We start from the raw sequence: 17,727 nt of genomic DNA on the forward strand, positions 1-17,727 counted from the left end.
GTGATATTTGGGATGTGACAGAGATTATTGCACCAGCTTGTTGGCTTTTTTAACCACATACATGGCTTGATCCGCATAGTTGATCAGGCTCTTGGCATCGGTGCCGTGGCAGGGATAAATGGCCGAGCCTATGCTCACTCCGATGTGCAATTTATGTTTATGGATAATGTAGGGTGCCGTGAGTGCTTGGGTGATTTTGCGGATCAAAATGGGCACACTTTCCTCATTGGGTAAGTGTTCCAACAGAATTACAAACTCATCTCCGCCGAGACGAGTGATAGTATCGATTTGCCGAATGTTACTGGTAAGCCGTTTCGCCACTTCCTGCAATAACTTATCGCCGACATCGTGGCCAAATTCATCGTTGACTGGTTTGAAGTTATCTAAGTCGAGAAACAGAATGGCAAAGATCCCATCGGATCGCTGCGCATGGACGATCGCCTGCTCCAATTTGGTATGGAATAACACCCGATTAGGAAGATTGGTGAGGGCATCGTGGTGGGCAATGTGGCGTAAATGTTCTTCTTCGGCTTTGCGCTCCGAAATATCGGTTATCACAATCACGAAGTGAGTCAGTCGGTTATGCTCATTCCTTACCGTGTTTATCCGCACACTTAAGGGCAGATAACCCGATTCGGTTTCCTTGATTAGTTCACCCTGCCATTGCTCCCCCTGTTGTAACAGATTGCACATGGCCTGATAGGCATCTTCATTCGGATGCCCCGTATTGATAAAGCGTGAGGCATCTTGATGTAAACTCTGCTCAGTCAACCCGGTTATATCGGTAAATGCCTGATTGATAGAGATAATACTCATCAGCGGGTCTGTGATTATGATGCCGTCCGTGCTGGCATTAAACACGGTTGCGGCCAGTCTCAGTTTATCTTCGGCCTGCTTACTGCTGGTCAAATCCATAAAATAGGCGACCCCTTCCTGGGTGCTGCTATTTAAAAAGCTTGCACCAAGCATGACTGGCACATGGGCACCCGTTTTGCTAATAAGCTGTTTTTCATACTGATGACAGTGGCCAAGTTCGATAAGCTCGGCGATCGCGATGTTATCCCTCGCCTCAAACTCTGGTGGCGTGAGTGAGCGCCAGTTGATCAGACCCGCGGCTAAGTCTTCACGGTCAAAACCTAACATATGGAGAAAATGATCATTGGCATCGTGGATGGTGCCATCGAGCTGCCATGAAATAATGCCGATGGTGTCGGAGTTTTTAAGGCTGCTAAATCGTGACTCACTGATTAATAGCTGTTTTTCAGATTTTGCAATGTTACGGATGATCTGCCTGCTGGCCAAAATACCTATGGTGATAAAGAGTAAGACGACTCCTAAGCTGATTAGCCAGGTAATGCGTTTTACCCAGCGAGCGCCTTCGCTAAGCACTAAGGAGAATTCAATTTCTAAACTGAGTAGTTCTTCATTTAACTGGATAAGCTGCTGGCGATATTGACTAAGGTCTGGTGGACTGCCACCAAATTGGGAAACCTCATTGTGCATCGAGTCTGCCAATAACATCATAGTGCTAAATCTTTCGTCGGCGAGGGTCCAAATCTCTACAGCCCGTTGCATATAGTGAGTGCGGTTAAAATGCCGAAAAAACCAAATTAAAGATTCAGTATCCCTTTCATCATTCAAACCTTGGATAAAGCCTTCTTTGGCCTTTAACTCATCGATTGGCGAGGCGAGTAGGGCCTCGCGAGCTTGCCTGTCGCCTAGCATCACAGCCGTTGCTGCAAGATAACGCTGATAGTCGACTTCGTTTTTGTTGTAGGAATAGTGGATAAGGTAAAACGTGGCATCTTTTTGCGCTTTCGCCCAGAGTCCTTCGCCCCTGACATAGGTGCGCACACCATCGAAAATATTGCCCTGAATATAGACTAGGACGACGAGGGTGATGCAGATCCCGATAAACATGCCAATAATCAACAGTACCTTAGCGACGGTAGAGCGCGACTGTTGCTGCAATGTACCTATGAGTTGCTTTAACTTGCCACTCATCCAGAACTCCTAGCGCCACGGCTAGGTTGGCGAGGAAAAGATAGGCGCATGTTAAGTTGAAGATGGTTATTAACCTGTTGGTTTTTCATCTGTTCCTTGGATAGTCTTTATCGCAGTAGGCGATAGTGGTCCCCATAATTAACTAATTTTGTCTCCCTATTTCGTAGAATTAAGTATGACTGTAGCAAAGGCTAAAGCACTTTCAAGTTAACCAAATGAAATACTGTAATTTATAAGCGAGTTATCTATTGTTCGTGGGCAATGCTTTGGTCGATTTCAGTATGGGCCTGCTGTTTGTAGCGTTCGAACAGACCTTCCTGCTTCATTTGTTTGAGGGTCGCGCTGAGTTTCACTGCCAATGCTTTATGGCGCTTATGCAGGTAACCGAAACTGATGAGCTCCTCCAACTCACCCACGGGATGAATTTTACTGTGTTGGAATTCAGCATGTTGCAATACGTTTTCCCCAATCGCTTCGGTATCTATGTAGATATCGATTCTGTCTCGCTGCATACGACGAAAGGAATTGATGGGGGAAGAGGAAGTGGTCAGCCGATCCGCTGGTACTAGTCCTTCAAGTTTCTGCTCGATATAGAAAATTCCTCGATAATATTCAATTCGGTAAGGATGGTTGAGCAGTGAGCCCCAGTCAGTTAGTTGGATATTGGGGGTGATGGCATAGGCGGTGAGTTTACTTTCGAGTATGGGTTCTTCTACACGAATTAAATTCTTATATTTCAACCCGTAGGCAAATACTCTGGCGGGTTCCCCATCGACTTTCCCTGTATCGGCCATCATGCTGGCGCGTATGGGCGGAACCACTTGATAACGAAATTGATAACCTAGGCGAGCAAAGGCTTCGGTATAAATTAATTCGCCCCAGCGAAAATACAGGTTATCGGAGGGATCTTCATAAAACGCCATGGTGATAGTGGGCAGATTGCCTGTGGTGAGTGTCTCGGTGTTGGTGTTGTCGTTCGCCTTAATTGGCAAGCACAAGGCTAGACTCAATGATATCCCCAGCAGCATCTTTAACAGATAAGCCATGTTTCCCTCGGCGTGACTAGGTGTCTCCATACGGCATCCTTAACCTTTTTAATTGCTTAAAGTATAGCTAGTCCTACTTTTTCGGTTCAGGGATTTTTACCTCTTGTCGATTGCCTCCATGGCCGAAGCAATGGCGCGAGTGGCGCGAAGCAGGTAATAACTGTGATCTCGATACGGACATTTTGTCCTTTTGCTCATAATAACGTGCGATGTGGCACATAAATTTGAAACATAACTGCTGGTGGTGATTTTTTATTCAGCAGAGTTTGAGCTCGATCTGCTTTTTATCTGTGAAGACAGCGTTAAATCCGCGTCATCAATTCGTTGACTCGGGAAGGAAAAATGAAGTCGCTCCAGACAGTAGCAGGAAAGCGAGCCAAGGTTTATTTATCAGGTATTTGGTTATTACCCCTCTGTGGTTTATCAAACCTAGCCATGGCCGACAGCGCGGATAATATTGAGCGTTTAGAAGTGCGTGGCAGGCAAATTAATACCTTAGGCCATAGTACTTCGGCGTCGGAAGGGATAGTGGGTGCGGCGGAAATCGAGAGTCGCCCGCTACTGCGCACGGGGGAGATCCTCGAGTTTGTCCCAGGGATGATAGTTACTCAGCACAGTGGTTCGGGTAAGGCGAATCAGTATTTTCTGCGCGGCTTTAACTTAGACCATGGCACAGATTTTAATACCCGTGTCGAAGGTATGCCGGTCAATATGCGGACTCACGGCCATGGTCAAGGTTATACGGATCTTAACTTTTTAATCCCTGAGCTATTAGGGGAAATCCGTTATGCCAAAGGGGCTTATTATCCTGAAGTGGCGGACTTTTCCGGCGCGGGTGCGGCGCAAATTTTGCTCGCCGATGAACTCGCTTATCGCCAAGTTGGGGTGACCTTAGGGGAATACGGTTATCAACGGCTGGTGGCCACTCAGGATATGAAGACCGAGGTCGGCCGATTTATTTTAGGAACAGAGTTGCAGGCTTACGATGGCCCTTGGAGTGATATTAAGGAAGATGTTAGCAAAATCAATGTGGTAGGCCGCTATCTTGCCAAGCTTAATGGCGGGGACTTTAGCCTCACTATGATGGCCTACGACAATAGCTGGAATTCGGCGGATCAAATTCCGGCGCGGGCGGTGGAGTCTGGGCTGATTGATTTTTACGGTTCACTCGACACCGATGTGGGCGGTGATGCCAGTCGCTATAGCATTTCGGCGAATTATGACGCCGGTAACTGGCAGGCCAATGCCTATGCCATACGCTCGACCATGGATCTGTTTTCAAACTTTACCTACTTCTTAAACGATCCCATCAATGGCGATGAATTTGAGCAGGTCGATGAGCGCACCATTTGGGGCGGCGATATTAAACGCGACTGGCAGATGAGTCGGGCGGGGACACAAATCTATTACAGTCTAGGTGCCGATGTGCGCTACGACGATATTGGTGCCGTGGGTTTATATAACACTAAAGCACGGGAACGCCTTAGCACTGTGAGGCTCGATGAAGTGCAGGAGCTCTCCACGGGATTGTTTGGCAAGCTGGAATGGTTACCAACTGACCAATGGCGTTTAAATTTAGGCTTGAGATACGACTATTTCGATGTGCAGGTCGATAGTGATAATCCCCTCAATAGCGGTGATGCTTCCGATGGCATGTTGAGCTTAAAGGCGGGCGCTTCCTACCTAGTGAACGATAATCTGGAACTCTATATGAATGCGGGGCAGGGATTGCATTCTAACGATGCCCGCGGTGCAACCATTAAGGTTGACCCTGTTACGGGCGATCCGGTTGAAAAGGTCGATTTGTTAGTGCGCTCCAATGGCGGCGAGTTTGGGGTCAAATACTATGATCGCGACTTTATTAACTTCTCGGCGGCGCTTTGGTATTTGGAACTCGACTCTGAACTACTCTTCGTCGGCGATGCGGGCAATACCGAACCCAGCCGCGCCTCTGAGCGTTACGGCGTTGAAGTTACAGCCTATTATTGGCTTAACGATGATTTGAGTTTAGATATGGAACTGGCCTGGACCCGTGCCCGTTTTACCGAAAATGAACTCGATGAAGGCAAATATGTCGATGGCGCAGTGCCCTTTGTTGGCAGTGCGGGCATTACCTATCGTCCCGATGGCGATGGTTGGTATACCAGTGTCAGGCTGAGATATTTAGGTGAGCGAATTCTCGATAGTTTTGATGAACATAAAGCCGATGACACAACCTTAGTGAACCTTGCCCTTGGTTATCAGTTATCGGGCTTCGATACTAAACTCGAGCTATTGAATATATTTGATAGCAAAGACCACGATATCGATTATTTCTACGAGTCTCGCTTAGCGGGTGAGCCTGCTGAAGGCGTGGAGGACTTGCATTATCATCCCGTGGAGCCGCGTATGGTGCGGGTGAGTGTCAGTTATCGTTTCTAACTTGAGTGACCATTCTCGAGTGACCATTGCTAGCACCAGTCTATACGCTAAGCTTATTCCGTAACTTGGATAAGCTTAGCGTTTTCTATTCTGTTTACTGCAATCATTTCGACATCTTGCTGCAATAAAAACGCCATTAAAATCACGCCAGTTCGTCATATAAAGCATTGAAAATGTGGGCGCCTCTTAAGGGAATACCCTCATACACTCAATAATAAAATCGGTGATGAACGTGATGAATATTAAACGGATCGCTGCAGCTATCTCCTGCAGTTTAATGACGGTTGTAGCCCACGCTGCAGTCTTACCCGCAACCCAAACTGACAGTCAGTGGTTTAAAGACAGTGCAGCCAATGTTGCGGCTAAAGCGCAGGTTGAAACCAAGAAAACAGCTAAAAACGTGATTCTTTTTGTCGGTGACGGCATGAGTATTTCAACCTTAACTGCCGCCCGTATTCTGCAAGGACAGCAGCAAACGGGTAACCAAGGCGGTGAAGAAAACTTCTTAAGTTTCGAGCAGTTTCCTCACACGGCGTTAGTGAAAACCTATAACACTAACCAGCAAACGCCCGACTCCGCAGGTACCATGACCGCCATGGCGACCGGGGTAAAAACCAAAGCCGGTATCATCTCGATTTCTGACACCAGTTTACGTGGTAACTGTTTGTCTTCGAAAGGTAATGAACTTGTTTCTCTGGTTGACCTTGCCAATGCTAAAGGCTTATCGACTGGGATTGTCACGACTGCCCGTTTAACTCACGCGACGCCTGCTGCGACTTACGCAAAATCACCAGAGCGTGATTGGGAAGGCGACTTTAACCTGCCAGCCGAAGCCGTTGCGAATGGCTGTACCGATATCGCCAGCCAATTGGTGATGCGCGATGAGGCCAACTCACTCAGCGTGGCACTGGGTGGCGGTCGCAGCTACTTCTTGCCAAAAGAAGTCACTGACGGTGAGAACAAAGCCGGTAAACGTAAAGATGGCAAAGATCTGACTAAAGCCTGGGTCGAAAACTTCAGCAAAGCGGCTTACGTGTGGGACAAAAAAGGCTTCGATGCTATCGATGCCGCCAATACCGATCACTTACTTGGCCTCTTTAACCCATCCCATATGGAATACGAAGCGGATCGTGCCGATGACGTTGGTGGTGAGCCATCACTTTCTGAAATGACCGCGAAATCCCTCGAGATTTTAAAGAAAAACGATAAGGGCTTCCTGCTGATCGTGGAATCGGGTCGTATCGATCATGGTCACCATGCGGGCAATGCTAGCCGCGCCTTGACCGATGCGGTTGAGTTATCTAACGCCGTGAAAGCCGCAGTGGATGCAACCAGCAGCGATGACACCCTGATCATGGTAACAGCTGACCACAGCCATGTATTTACCATTGCAGGCTACCCAAAACGCGGTAACCCGATTTTAGGTTTAGTCCACGATGTGGATGGTTCGTTAGCCCTCGCTAACGACGGCAAGCCTTACACCACGCTGGCCTACACTAACGGCCCAGGCGCTGTGGTTGGCGTGCGTGACGACTTAACCTCAGTCGATACTCAAGATAAAGACTTCATGCAACAAGCACTTATCCCAATGGAAAGTGAGACACACGCCGGTGAAGACATCAGCTTACACGCAATGGGCCCAGGTTCGAATCTGGTACAGGGCGTGATTGAGCAGAACGTGATCTTCCACATTATCAACCAAGCCCAGCAGCTTGGCGGCACTAAGTACTAGTAGGTCGGTTGCGACCTACTGTTCTCACTTTTGGAGTTAAAAATGAATAAGAAATTACTGGTACTCGCAATCTCTGCCATGCTGGGTTTAGCCGCATGCGGTAGCGATGGTGACAACGGCGCAGCAGGTACGCCGGGTTCGAATGGTTCTAACGGTTCCAATGGCAGCGACGGTAAAGACTGGACCGCAGTCAACCAATGGTATGTCGATGCACAGGCACGTGTGACTAAGGCCGATGGCCTGAGCGTTAACAACGATGTGGGCGCGGCGAAAAACGTGATCCTGTTTGTCGGCGACGGCATGGGGGTTTCGACTATCACTGCGGCGCGTATTTTAGAAGGTCAATTAAAGGGCAAGACGGGTGAAGAAAACTCTTTATCCTTCGAAACCTTGCCTTACGTCGGTTTATCTAAGACCTATAACGTCGATGGTCAAACACCAGATTCTGCGGGCACTATGTCGGCGATGATGACTGGGGTGAAAACCGATGTGGGCGTGATTTCACAGGCCGAAGGCGTAGTGCGTGCTAACTGCGCATCGACTAAAGATCAAAACTTAGTGACATCACTGGAACTGGCCGCCATGGCGGGCATGTCTACTGGTGTGGTGACTACGGCGCGTTTAACCCACGCAACGCCTGCGGCAAGCTATGCCCACGTGCCTGAGCGTGACTGGGAAGCCGACTCAAACCTGCCAGCCGAAGCCGTGACCAATGGTTGTAAAGATATCGCCGCGCAAATGCTCGACTTTAACTATGGCAATGGCTTAAACGTGATGATGGGCGGTGGTCGCCGCAGCTTTATCCCCAAAACCTTGATTGATCCAGAAGGTAAAGCGGGTAAGCGTAACGATGGTCGCGATCTGACTGCCGAATGGTTAGCTAAGTACACTAATGCTGCCTACGTTCAGGATAGAGACGGCTTCCTCAATGTGGATGTGAAGAGCACTGACCATTTATTGGGTCTGTTCAACTCATCCCATATGGAATACGACTACGACCGTACCGAAGCGGGCGTAACGGGTGAGCCATCGCTCGCAGAAATGACTGCTAAGTCGATTGATATTCTTAAGAAAAACACCAAAGGTTATGTGCTGATCGTCGAAGCGGGTCGTATCGACCATGCGCACCACGCGGGTAACGCCGCTCGTGCCCTGTACGACACAGTTGCGCTTTCAGAAGCAGTCCGTGTTGCGATGGAAAAAACCTCGGCAAACGACACTCTGTTAATGGTGACGGCTGACCACAGCCATGTGTTCACCATCGCAGGTTATCCGACCCGTGGTAACCCAATCCTAGGTCTGGTGAAGAGTAACGATGCGAACGGTATCGCCGAAGTGACTAACTCAACCGATGCTAACGGTTTACCTTACACGACAGTAGGTTATGCCAACGGTATGGGTTATGCGTCATTAGCGACGGGTGGCGATGAGCGTTATAACTTCCCAGTGGATTCAGGCCGTAAAGACTTGAACTTTGTGGATACGCAAAGTGCTGGTTTCCATCAAGAAGCGTTAGTGCCATTAAGCGATGAAACCCATGCGGGTGAAGACGTGGCGATTTTTGCCCGTGGCCCCAGCTCGGATCTGGTCCAAGGTACGGTTGAACAAAACCATATCTTCCACGTGATGAACCGTGCGGCAGACTTAGTCGCGAAAGCGGAAGCTGCAATGGCAGCGAAGTAAACCAAATGCCGATGGCGGGCTGTCCTGCCATCGGCATTTATCTAACTGTCTGTAAAGACATTAGTCAGTAATGCGAGTTATAAAATTAGCGTGTAAGTGAGAAATAACATGAATAAACTCCTCTTAGTCACTCTGGTATCGACGTTAGCCTCCCCTGTGATGGCCTTAGCCACTCCCGTTAGCGCTGCTTCTGCCAATCAGGCCAATGCACAATGCGCAACACTTGAGGCCAGCCATTTAAAAGCCCAGTACCAAGTCACCAATGCTAAGGGGCAAAGCTGGCAGATGACCCTGCTAAGAGACGGACAAGATTTTATTATTCAACGGGATAACACCACATTTGAACAATGGGCACCCAATGGCGAATATGTGCGTTATTTCCCCGTTGAAAAACGCTCAGTCACCTATCGCAAGGGCGACTTAAGGGCGCTAAATATTCAGCACGACCGCGAGCAGTTGTACCATGTAGTGTCTCCTGCATTGCCTGCTAACTTGGCAAAAACTGAGCTAAAACAATTGCCTTGTTTTGCGGCTCAAGGCTTCGAAGGTAAGGTGAATGGCATGGACAGCCAGCTCGACTGGATTGCCAGCATTGAGCTGCCACAGCAATTTAATTTAGGTGAAGTTTTAAGTTATCAGTTGCTCAAGGTTGAGCCTTACAGCCACGAAGCATTTGCTGCTTTAACCCAGAATTATCAAGACATTGATTTTGCCGATGTGGGCGACAGTGAGTCCGACCCCTTTATCGCTAAGATGATCAACCAAGGCTTTATCGAACACGGTAGCAGTGGTTTTTATAACAGCGAAGGCCATGCCATTGAGGCGCAAGGCGGCCACGGCAGTCATTCGCACTAATCCAGCATGTTGGTTTTCACAAAACGCCCGCATTCGGGCGTTTTGTATTTTTGGGCCGGGCGCTGCAATAATTTACTATTCGAGCCAAGATCTCGGCGGCTAGAATGAGTAGTATCTAAAGTTGTCTTTGCCGAGTGAGATTAAGCTTGCCCTATGAGCCGTGTGACTCCCGTTGAAAATATCAATTACTGGCGCCATCCCAGCCTCTCGGGCATTGAACTGAGTCAGGCGGAATTTACGCATTTCAGTTTTGATAAACACGTGCATCTGGATTATCACTTAGGCGTGGTGACTCAAGGGGCGCAGCAATTTATCAATAAAGGCAGTCGTTATCAGCTCGGGCAACATGGGTTATCGACCCTCAATCCCGATGAAACCCACGACGGACAAAGCCGCGACGCCGAAGGTTATCGGGTTAAGGTGATGTCGATCCCCGTGGAGTATATGAACAGCATTAGCCAAGAGATGGGGCTCAAGGCCCATTTCTTTAATGCGCCCATGGTGGATGATCCCGCGTTATATCAATACTTTATCCAGCTACATGATGTGCTTATCCAAGGTCAATGTTCTGAGCTTGCGGCCGAGTCGCACCTACTGAACTTTATGCAGCTGTTATTGACGCGCCACCCCACGGGAATGCTGAATTTAAGGCAGGATAGGGGCTTATCATGGCAACAGCTAAATCGCATCAAACAGAAAATTCACGATGAGCCGTGGCAAAACACCCAGCTCGAGGCGTTGGCCGATGAGGTTAACTTGAGTAAGTTCCAGTTTTTACGCCAATTTAAACTGGCGACTGGGATGACACCCCATGCCTACCTGAAGCGAGTGCGATTAGAGTTAGCGAAAAAGTCCTTAACCCATGGCGCCTTAGTGGTAGATGTGGCGCAGCAGTTAGGCTTTTTCGACCAGAGTCATTTAAATAAGGCGTTTAAGCAGGCCTTTTTACTCTCACCCGTCCAATTCCAGCGGCGCATGCTTTAATACCATTGGTATAATTTGTCTCGGTAAATTAGCCGCGTGCAATTTCTTACAATGCAGTTGCAGCAGGCTTGGGCATACTGGCGTTCTTATCTGTTTTTGCGGAGCCCTATTGATGGATGTATCCCTGTTAGTCACCTTAGCCGTTATTCACTGCGTAGCCTTAGTCAGCCCTGGGCCGGATTTTGCCATTATGGTGAAGATTGCTACGTCGCAGCCGCGAAACACCGCAATTGCCACGGCGGCGGGAATATCGGTGGCGATTTTAGCCCATACCATTTTGAGTTTAACTGGCGTCAGCTTAGTGATTAAAAGCTCCCATACTTTGTATCTGTTAGTGCAATTGCTGGGTGCTTCGTATTTGGCGTGGATGGGATTTGGCGCGCTTAAGGCTGCGGTGTCTTTTTTCAGTAAACCCAAAACCGTATTGAACGGCGAGGGCGCAGATCCCTCTGGATTTGAAACAACATCGGAAACCAGCTTTGATATGCCCACTGCGGGCGCGGTAAACGCCTTATCACCCAAACAGGGTTTTATGAGGGGGCTTTATACCAATTTATTGAATCCTAAAGCCTTAGTGTTTTTCTTAACCTTGTTTTCCGCCTTGATCACCCCGAGCGTGACACCCGTGACTAAATTCGCTGCCGCGTTAATGTTATTTGTGTTGTCACTGCTCTGGTTTGGCTTTCTGGCGCTGATGCTCTCTAAAGCTAAGGTGCAGCAAAAGCTGCAACGACTCACGCCTATCATCGATGGGGTGATTGGGGTGATCTTTATGTCGGTGGCGGTGGCGATAGTCTCGAGTTTGCTGTTGGCTTAAGGTGCTGCGAGCGAGGCTATGATTCGACTCACAGCACATCAGCATGGGGGGATTGTGTGTGTTTATCCCTCCTTAGCTATGGTATCCTTGCTAAGTCTTAATTTGGATGTTTTTGACTTTAAAGGAATAAATCATGTCTTGTCGCCCGTTTTATCAAGGTTTTTCAGCGGTTAATCGACTCTCGCGTTTAGGGCTTTATACGGGCTTGCTGCTAGGGAGTCTTAGCACTGCACCCCAGGCTCTGGCTGCCTTAGAGGCGGAATACGTGCCGCAGGTGCAAGCTTTGATTGATGCGGCCAAGGCGGGTGATCGTCAGGCGATTGCCGAGCAAATTTCTTATCCCCTCCAGCGGGAATATCCGCTCCCCGATGTGCAAAATCCACAGCAATTGCTGACGAGATTTCAGCAAGTCTTTGATAGCAAGTTGCTGAGTCAAATCGCCAATTCGACCACAGAGAACAACTGGGAGACTATGGGCTGGCGCGGCATTATGCTCGATCACGGCAGTGTCTGGTTGGATTTTGATGGCAAAATCTCGGGCATTAACTACCAAAGCCCAGAGGAAGCCAAGTTAAGGGATGAGCTGATCGCGCAGCAAAAAGCGATGCTACACGAGAGTGTGCGCGAGTTTGCTAGCCCAGAGCTGGCGTGGGAAACCGCGCGATTCATCATTCGTGTCGATGCTCTCGACCGTCAGCAATACCGTTATGCCGCCTGGGCAAAGGGCAAATCCATGAGCGAGAAACCTGATTTAGTCCTCAAAAAGGGGAAGTTAGTTCTCGATGGTAACGGCGGCAATCATTCCTTCCAGTTTAAAAGCGGCCCCTATCTCTATGTCTGCGATGTGATAGTGCTGAGCGCCGAAGAAAGACCCATAGGTGAGCTGTTGGTTTATAAGAACGACCAACTGCTGGTGCAGGAAGCCGTGGTTAAAGCGCTATAGCCTAATGGAGCCAATCATTTAAGGCTGATCCGGGAGGGAATTCTGGATTAGCTGTACTGTCTTTTTATCAACACTGGATTAAGGTTTGTTGTGATGATTAATCCCACTAAAATCGCCATTATCAGCAGTGCCATAGTGCTGCTGTTTTTACTGACAGAATGTCGCCCAAAAGAACACATTCCCCTGTGCGGCCACGTCGAAGGTACGCCAATCGATACCAGCTTTGATGGCGGCCTCGATAATAACGACCGTACTCTGGCATCAACCAATTGCTTAAAAATCAAAGCGCTTTACGATAAAAGTGATCGCCAGACGAAATGGTTTAGCAGTTCGCCTTCCATCGCGGTGATGAACGCCTTGGGTTATCTTAAACAAGATGATGCCAACAACAGTGGCGATAGCTATGCGATGACGTTTAACGTGCAGGAGGAGTTTGTATTTGGCCCGAGCCGAGGCGAATACGCCCTGTTCCGTCAGGACGGTAAGGGCGTCATCTTACCCGGCACCAAAGCGGCAAAGGGTAATGAGGCTAAGGTTGGCGTTGACGGTCAGTTTGACCGCTGGTGCCAAAAATTGGCTTCACTCGAGTTTGCCGATAAAGATAATTGGCGCAGGCCAACGGAGCAAGAGTTAAATACTCTCTATGGGTACGGCGAGAGTCGCGCCGCCTATCAACGTGCGCAGTGGAGCTCGACGATTGACTCTTGGTCTAGTACTGTCAATGAGACCGAATTCTTGGCTGGCATTATCTCTGTCGCCCCCAGCGGCTATAGTTCTCGCAGCTATGCTAATAGTGCCAACTATGCCGTTTGTGTTGCCGCATTTTGAATACTAAAGAGAGCTTGAACAAGCTCTCTTCTCACCTTATTTAATCAATTTAATCAGCGCCTTAAATCTATCTCCCTGAGCTTCATGTTGCAGTTCAAATAACAGTGACTCCACATTGGTGAGGGTTGCTCCCTTGGCGGTCATCATTTGAATGCCCAACTGCTTATTGTCAACACTGCGGGAAGACACCGCATCGGCGACAAGGTGCACTGAGTAGTGCTGGTCGAGCAGATCGCGGCAAGTTTGATACACGCAAACATGGGTTTCTATCCCCGCCAGCAGCACCTGTTTGCGTCGAGTTTGGGTTAATGCATTGGCAAATTCATCACAATACCAACCGCTAAAATGTTGCTTGGCAATGGACGAGCCAGTTCTTTCGAGCAAGGTTTTTAGCTCTTCGGTGGTCGAGCCAAGTTTGGCGGGTAATTGCTCGAGCCAGAGGATGGGGATTTCAAACAGCTGTGCGCCTTGGATAAGCGTACTCAACTGCTGATGAAGCTTGGCTGAGTTATCCATGATCTGAGCGAGCTTTCCCTGCACATCGACGATAACGAGTACACATTCTTCAGGTTTTAACATCGGGCGTTCCTTCTGCGCGGGTGGAATAAAGGCATCGTTTAGCGATTGCTCTGCTTGTTTTCTGCACTGTCAGTAAACCCTAATTGGGCAGCCTCACCAATAGGGCAAAGGTCGAATATGGCGTGCACTTAAATTGCTCACTAAAAGAGTGCGTCGCCCTCATGCTTGCACAAGTCTGGTGCATTTTTAATCGGTTAATTCAGGTGTATTCTTTATTATTTATTTAAAATCAATGGATTAAAATTCTGGCCTAATGATTGAATTATCTTGGCTACAAGTTAATAACAATCGCGTTTTTTGGAGGTCAGGATGAAACTAGTCAGCGCTATCATCAAGCCATTTAAATTGGATGATGTCCGTGAAGCTATCGCCGGTATTGGTATTGAGGGGATGACGGTGACCGAGGTTAAAGGTTTTGGCCGTCAAAAGGGGCACACAGAGTTGTATCGTGGCGCCGAGTATCAGGTGGATTTTTTGCCAAAAGTAAAACTAGAAATTGCCACTAAAGCAGAAAATCTCGACATGCTGATTGAGGCGATTACCAGTGCGGCTCATACGGGAAAAATTGGTGACGGAAAGATTTTCGTTATCGACTTAGAACATGCCATCCGTATTCGTACGGGTGAACTCGACACTGAAGCGCTATAGGGGGCGGAAGATGGAAGAACTAACAAAATTAGGCGTGACAGTCTCTGAACTGCGCTTTGCACTCGACACCTTTTATTTTTTGATTTCAGGCGCTTTGGTTATGTGGATGGCTGCGGGTTTTGCCATGCTCGAAGCTGGCCTAGTGCGCTCTAAAAATACCACCGAAATTTTAACTAAAAACGTGGTGTTATACGCGATTGCCTGTGTGATGTACCTATTGATTGGCTACAACATTATGTACGTCGACAATGCCGAAGGCGGTTGGTTGCCTTCACTCGGTACGCTGATTGGCTCACAAGCCGACGATGCAAACCATGCCTTGGAATCTGACTTCTTCTTCCAAGTGGTGTTTGTGGCAACGGCGATGTCGATTGTCTCTGGCGCCGTGGCGGAGCGGATGAAGTTATGGGCTTTCCTGTTCTTCTCCGTGGTGATGACAGGCATTATCTACCCAGTTGAAGGCTACTGGACTTGGGGGAAAGGTTTTATCTCTAGCTTAGGCTTTGTGGACTTTGCGGGTAGCGGTATTGTGCACATGACAGGTGCCGCTGCGGCTATCGCTGGGGTGTTACTGCTCGGTGCTCGTAAGGGGAAATATGGCCCTAACGGCCAAGTCAACCCAATCCCAGGCTCTAACCTGCCAATGGCGACCTTAGGGATGTTTATCCTGTGGATGGGCTGGTTTGGTTTCAACGGTGGCTCACAATTAATGGTTTCAGATGCGGCCAACGCTAGCTCTGTCGCTAAAGTCTTCGTAAACACTAATACCGCAGCCGCTTTTGGTGCTATCTCTGCCCTAGTTGTGTGCAAAATGATTTGGGGTAAAGCGGACTTAACCATGATCTTGAACGGCATACTGGCGGGCTTAGTGGCGATTACTGCGGATCCACTGTCGCCTTCGCTGCTGATGGCAGGGGTGATTGGTGTGGTGGCTGGTGGTTTAGTGGTGTTCTCTATCGTGGGTCTGGACAGAATCAAGATTGACGACCCTGTGGGCGCGATTTCTGTGCACGGTGTTGCGGGTTTCCTCGGTTTGATGTGTGTCCCCTTATCGAATGCCGACGCGACTATCACAGCGCAATTAACTGGCGCAGCGATTATCTTCGCATGGGTATTTAGCGCGTCGTTTGCGGTGTGGTTTGTACTCAAGATGACCATGGGCATCCGTGTTACAGAGGAAGAAGAATATAACGGTATGGATGCGTCTGACTGTGGAATCGACGCTTACCCTGAGTTTGTGACTGTCAAAAGTGCAGGCTAACAGGTGTTGATATGACTTGATGCCTCTAAGGGATAAGAGGATAGTAAAGCAGAGCCAAGTGCTCTGCTTTTTTTATGGGTCTTCGACTGCCACGCTGATACCACAAGGAGCGAATGATGCGCTTAATCTCTTATCTCACAGTGAAAATCAGACGTACCTGCTTGCTTGGGGGCATTCTGAGTGCACTCTTAGCCTTGCCCGCTTTTGCGGGGCAAGTCGTAGTGACTCGCTCGGATGAGCCTTTCGATGCCTTTGCCGTGCGCGACCAAGTGCTAAAAGATTATGAATGGCAGGAATCCTTGAGAAGACAGGAGCAAATTCAAATTCTGCAGGCCTTGCCACTCGGTTGTATTGCGCAGGTAAAGCCTTACCCTTACTTTACCTGTGGTCAGGATAACTACCGCCCCTATCGTTATCAGCAGCAGGATGTGTATATCAAGGTTGACCCTCCGGCGCAGCGTTAACCCTCAAGTTGCCGCAATCCTTTGGGGCAGGCCGTTATTTTTTGTAACCATTTTATGACGTCTTTTTGGCCAAGTGTAATAAGCTCAAATAGGAGCCTTATGGTCTGGGGGACATCTCATGATACAACTGCGCACCATCTCTAGCGGCATAATCTGCTCATTATTACTTTTACTCTTATGGGGGTGCAGCTCGACAGCCCCAAAACCTAGTGATGATGAAATCGATGCCTTATTTGCAGATTCGTTGTTTAAATCTGTCAGTAATATTCCTAGCGTCGAGGATATTTTCAGTCTTCCACCTTCTGTGGCAGCCGATGTTAGGCGAGCCTACGACCGTTACAGCTTATCGACGAAAAACCCTATCGCGGTGCATGAATGGTTAGCCAGTTATATCAATGCCAATCAGCTCGGTGGCCACAGTGATTTTCACTATCAAGATAATTTGACTCAAACCGCCAGCGAAACCTATGCCCAGCGTGCGGGGAATTGTATGTCGTTGGTCGTGATGACATCGGCCTTAGCGGATGTGTTTAAAATTGGCACTGAGTTTCAAGATATTGCGATTGAACCCGTGTGGGACAAACAGGGCGAGTTTTATCTGATCAACGGCCATGTCAATCTACGCTTGTTACCCGCCGAGAGCGTGCACACTGTGTATGTGTCGGCCCATGCAATTCTGGTCGACTTTATGCCTGAGCGCGCCCTGCGAGGCTACAACAAAGTACAAATTAATCGCCAGACCTTAACCAGCATGTTTTATAACAATATGGCCGCCGAATCCTTGGTTGAAGGGGATTTAGACCGCGCCTATGCGCTGATTAAAGCGGGCTTAAAATCTGGACACTTTATTCCTGCGCTCAACACCTTAGCCGTGATTTATCGCCACAAGGGCGATGAAAAGCGGGCCGAGCAAGTCTATCGCTATGCACTCAAATACGATGCCGATGATATGACGACGCTTTATAACTTGGCGGTGATTTTAGGTGATCAGGGCCGTTTAGAAGAGTGGGCGCAGGTCAATAAAGTGTTGGAGTTAGCACGTATTCGTAACCCTTATTACTACTACGACATGGGTGAACAGGCCTATGACGAACACCAATACAGCGAGGCGCTCGCTTGGTATCAAAGAGCCGTGGATAAAGCCGATTATCGACATGAGTTTTTCTTTGGCCTGTCACGCACCTATTGGGCGCTGGGCGATGAAAAACGTGCCAAACTCAATATGGAAAAAGCGATGGCTCTGAGCCGAGAAGCCACAGATAAACATCGCTATCAGGCAAAACTGCAGGCCATGCAGCAACATTAATCCTTTACTCAACCTCCTTTGTTTGCGTCTGATTACTGGCAAAGGAGGTTTTTTATTTCCGCTCTCAGTATCGTTTGCTTCCTACCCAAACATTCGCTTGGCTTTAGTTTGCATATCATATTGAAATATTTGAATTTGTATTTTTTAAAAATATGT

At 48.5% G+C, this 17,727-nt stretch carries 15 protein-coding genes; 12 read left to right on the forward strand and 3 right to left on the reverse strand.

The features are described from left to right. Positions 1-24 precede the first annotated feature (24 nt). The gene (locus B5P39_RS00980; RefSeq protein WP_088210129.1) at positions 25-2,004 is read right to left on the reverse strand and encodes a sensor domain-containing diguanylate cyclase; all 1,980 of its coding nucleotides are present in this window, start codon (positions 2,002-2,004) and stop codon (positions 25-27) included. Positions 2,005-2,249: 245 nt separating this feature from the next. After that, complete coding sequence (locus tag B5P39_RS00985; protein WP_088210130.1) at positions 2,250-3,080, reverse strand: substrate-binding periplasmic protein; 831 nt, start codon at positions 3,078-3,080, stop codon at positions 2,250-2,252. A gap of 312 nt (positions 3,081-3,392) precedes the next feature. On the opposite strand from B5P39_RS00985, the gene B5P39_RS00990 reads away from it, so the two are divergent. The 8 genes from B5P39_RS00990 to B5P39_RS01025 all read left to right on the forward strand — a co-directional run bounded on the left by B5P39_RS00990 (position 3,393) and on the right by B5P39_RS01025 (position 13,313). Then, positions 3,393-5,471 (forward strand): TonB-dependent receptor domain-containing protein, encoded by a 2,079-nt coding sequence (locus tag B5P39_RS00990; protein WP_088210131.1) that lies wholly within the window; start codon positions 3,393-3,395, stop codon positions 5,469-5,471. Between the two features lie 235 nt (positions 5,472-5,706). Next, positions 5,707-7,203: an alkaline phosphatase gene (locus B5P39_RS00995; RefSeq protein ID WP_088210392.1), complete on the forward strand. Its 1,497-nt coding sequence runs from the start codon at positions 5,707-5,709 to the stop codon at positions 7,201-7,203. A gap of 42 nt (positions 7,204-7,245) precedes the next feature. Beyond that, positions 7,246-8,886: an alkaline phosphatase gene (locus tag B5P39_RS01000; RefSeq protein ID WP_088210132.1), complete on the forward strand. Its 1,641-nt coding sequence runs from the start codon at positions 7,246-7,248 to the stop codon at positions 8,884-8,886. Between the two features lie 108 nt (positions 8,887-8,994). Beyond that, a complete protein-coding gene (locus B5P39_RS01005; RefSeq protein ID WP_088210133.1) occupies positions 8,995-9,741 on the forward strand; it encodes a hypothetical protein in 747 nt (248 codons plus the stop codon). 153 nt (positions 9,742-9,894) lie between these two features. Then, positions 9,895-10,725: an AraC family transcriptional regulator gene (locus B5P39_RS01010; protein WP_088210134.1), complete on the forward strand. Its 831-nt coding sequence runs from the start codon at positions 9,895-9,897 to the stop codon at positions 10,723-10,725. Positions 10,726-10,837: 112 nt separating this feature from the next. Next, positions 10,838-11,542, forward strand: a complete 705-nt coding sequence (locus B5P39_RS01015) for a LysE family translocator (protein WP_088210135.1) — start codon at positions 10,838-10,840, stop codon at positions 11,540-11,542. 133 nt (positions 11,543-11,675) lie between these two features. Next, entirely contained in the window at positions 11,676-12,485 is an 810-nt protein-coding gene (locus B5P39_RS01020) for a hypothetical protein (RefSeq protein ID WP_088210136.1), read from the forward strand. Between the two features lie 93 nt (positions 12,486-12,578). Next, positions 12,579-13,313 (forward strand): DUF1566 domain-containing protein, encoded by a 735-nt coding sequence (locus B5P39_RS01025; protein WP_088210137.1) that lies wholly within the window; start codon positions 12,579-12,581, stop codon positions 13,311-13,313. A 36-nt stretch (positions 13,314-13,349) separates the two neighbouring features. Here B5P39_RS01025 and B5P39_RS01030 read toward each other — a convergent pair whose 3' ends face one another. Continuing rightward, entirely contained in the window at positions 13,350-13,892 is a 543-nt protein-coding gene (locus tag B5P39_RS01030) for a hydrolase (protein ID WP_088210138.1), read from the reverse strand. 309 nt (positions 13,893-14,201) lie between these two features. Here B5P39_RS01030 and B5P39_RS01035 point away from each other — a divergent pair, with 309 nt between their 5' ends. From B5P39_RS01035 to B5P39_RS01050, 4 genes are all read left to right on the forward strand, one after another. Beyond that, positions 14,202-14,540 (forward strand): P-II family nitrogen regulator, encoded by a 339-nt coding sequence (locus tag B5P39_RS01035; RefSeq protein WP_011624095.1) that lies wholly within the window; start codon positions 14,202-14,204, stop codon positions 14,538-14,540. A 10-nt stretch (positions 14,541-14,550) separates the two neighbouring features. Then, the gene (locus B5P39_RS01040; RefSeq protein ID WP_011718316.1) at positions 14,551-15,801 is read left to right on the forward strand and encodes an ammonium transporter; all 1,251 of its coding nucleotides are present in this window, start codon (positions 14,551-14,553) and stop codon (positions 15,799-15,801) included. Positions 15,802-15,917: 116 nt separating this feature from the next. Continuing rightward, complete coding sequence (locus B5P39_RS01045) at positions 15,918-16,265, forward strand: hypothetical protein (protein WP_088210139.1); 348 nt, start codon at positions 15,918-15,920, stop codon at positions 16,263-16,265. Between the two features lie 118 nt (positions 16,266-16,383). Next, positions 16,384-17,571 carry a tetratricopeptide repeat protein gene (locus B5P39_RS01050; protein WP_088210140.1) on the forward strand — a complete coding sequence of 396 codons (1,188 nt, stop codon included), beginning with the start codon at positions 16,384-16,386 and terminating at the stop codon, positions 17,569-17,571. Positions 17,572-17,727: the final 156 nt, after the last annotated feature.

It is taken from the genome of Shewanella sp. Shew256 (assembly GCF_002196695.1).
Taxonomy (GTDB): domain Bacteria; phylum Pseudomonadota; class Gammaproteobacteria; order Enterobacterales; family Shewanellaceae; genus Shewanella; species Shewanella mangrovisoli.

Coding starts and splice junctions, on each gene's coding strand:
- B5P39_RS00980 (WP_088210129.1), bottom strand. CDS start 2,004: ATGAGTGGCAAGTTAAAGCAACTCATAGGTACATTGCAGCAACAGTCG.
- B5P39_RS00985 (WP_088210130.1), bottom strand. CDS start 3,080: ATGGAGACACCTAGTCACGCCGAGGGAAACATGGCTTATCTGTTAAAG.
- B5P39_RS00990 (WP_088210131.1), top strand. CDS start 3,393: ATGAAGTCGCTCCAGACAGTAGCAGGAAAGCGAGCCAAGGTTTATTTA.
- B5P39_RS00995 (WP_088210392.1), top strand. CDS start 5,707: ATGAATATTAAACGGATCGCTGCAGCTATCTCCTGCAGTTTAATGACG.
- B5P39_RS01000 (WP_088210132.1), top strand. CDS start 7,246: ATGAATAAGAAATTACTGGTACTCGCAATCTCTGCCATGCTGGGTTTA.
- B5P39_RS01005 (WP_088210133.1), top strand. CDS start 8,995: ATGAATAAACTCCTCTTAGTCACTCTGGTATCGACGTTAGCCTCCCCT.
- B5P39_RS01010 (WP_088210134.1), top strand. CDS start 9,895: ATGAGCCGTGTGACTCCCGTTGAAAATATCAATTACTGGCGCCATCCC.
- B5P39_RS01015 (WP_088210135.1), top strand. CDS start 10,838: ATGGATGTATCCCTGTTAGTCACCTTAGCCGTTATTCACTGCGTAGCC.
- B5P39_RS01020 (WP_088210136.1), top strand. CDS start 11,676: ATGTCTTGTCGCCCGTTTTATCAAGGTTTTTCAGCGGTTAATCGACTC.
- B5P39_RS01025 (WP_088210137.1), top strand. CDS start 12,579: ATGATTAATCCCACTAAAATCGCCATTATCAGCAGTGCCATAGTGCTG.
- B5P39_RS01030 (WP_088210138.1), bottom strand. CDS start 13,892: ATGTTAAAACCTGAAGAATGTGTACTCGTTATCGTCGATGTGCAGGGA.
- B5P39_RS01035 (WP_011624095.1), top strand. CDS start 14,202: ATGAAACTAGTCAGCGCTATCATCAAGCCATTTAAATTGGATGATGTC.
- B5P39_RS01040 (WP_011718316.1), top strand. CDS start 14,551: ATGGAAGAACTAACAAAATTAGGCGTGACAGTCTCTGAACTGCGCTTT.
- B5P39_RS01045 (WP_088210139.1), top strand. CDS start 15,918: ATGCGCTTAATCTCTTATCTCACAGTGAAAATCAGACGTACCTGCTTG.
- B5P39_RS01050 (WP_088210140.1), top strand. CDS start 16,384: ATGATACAACTGCGCACCATCTCTAGCGGCATAATCTGCTCATTATTA.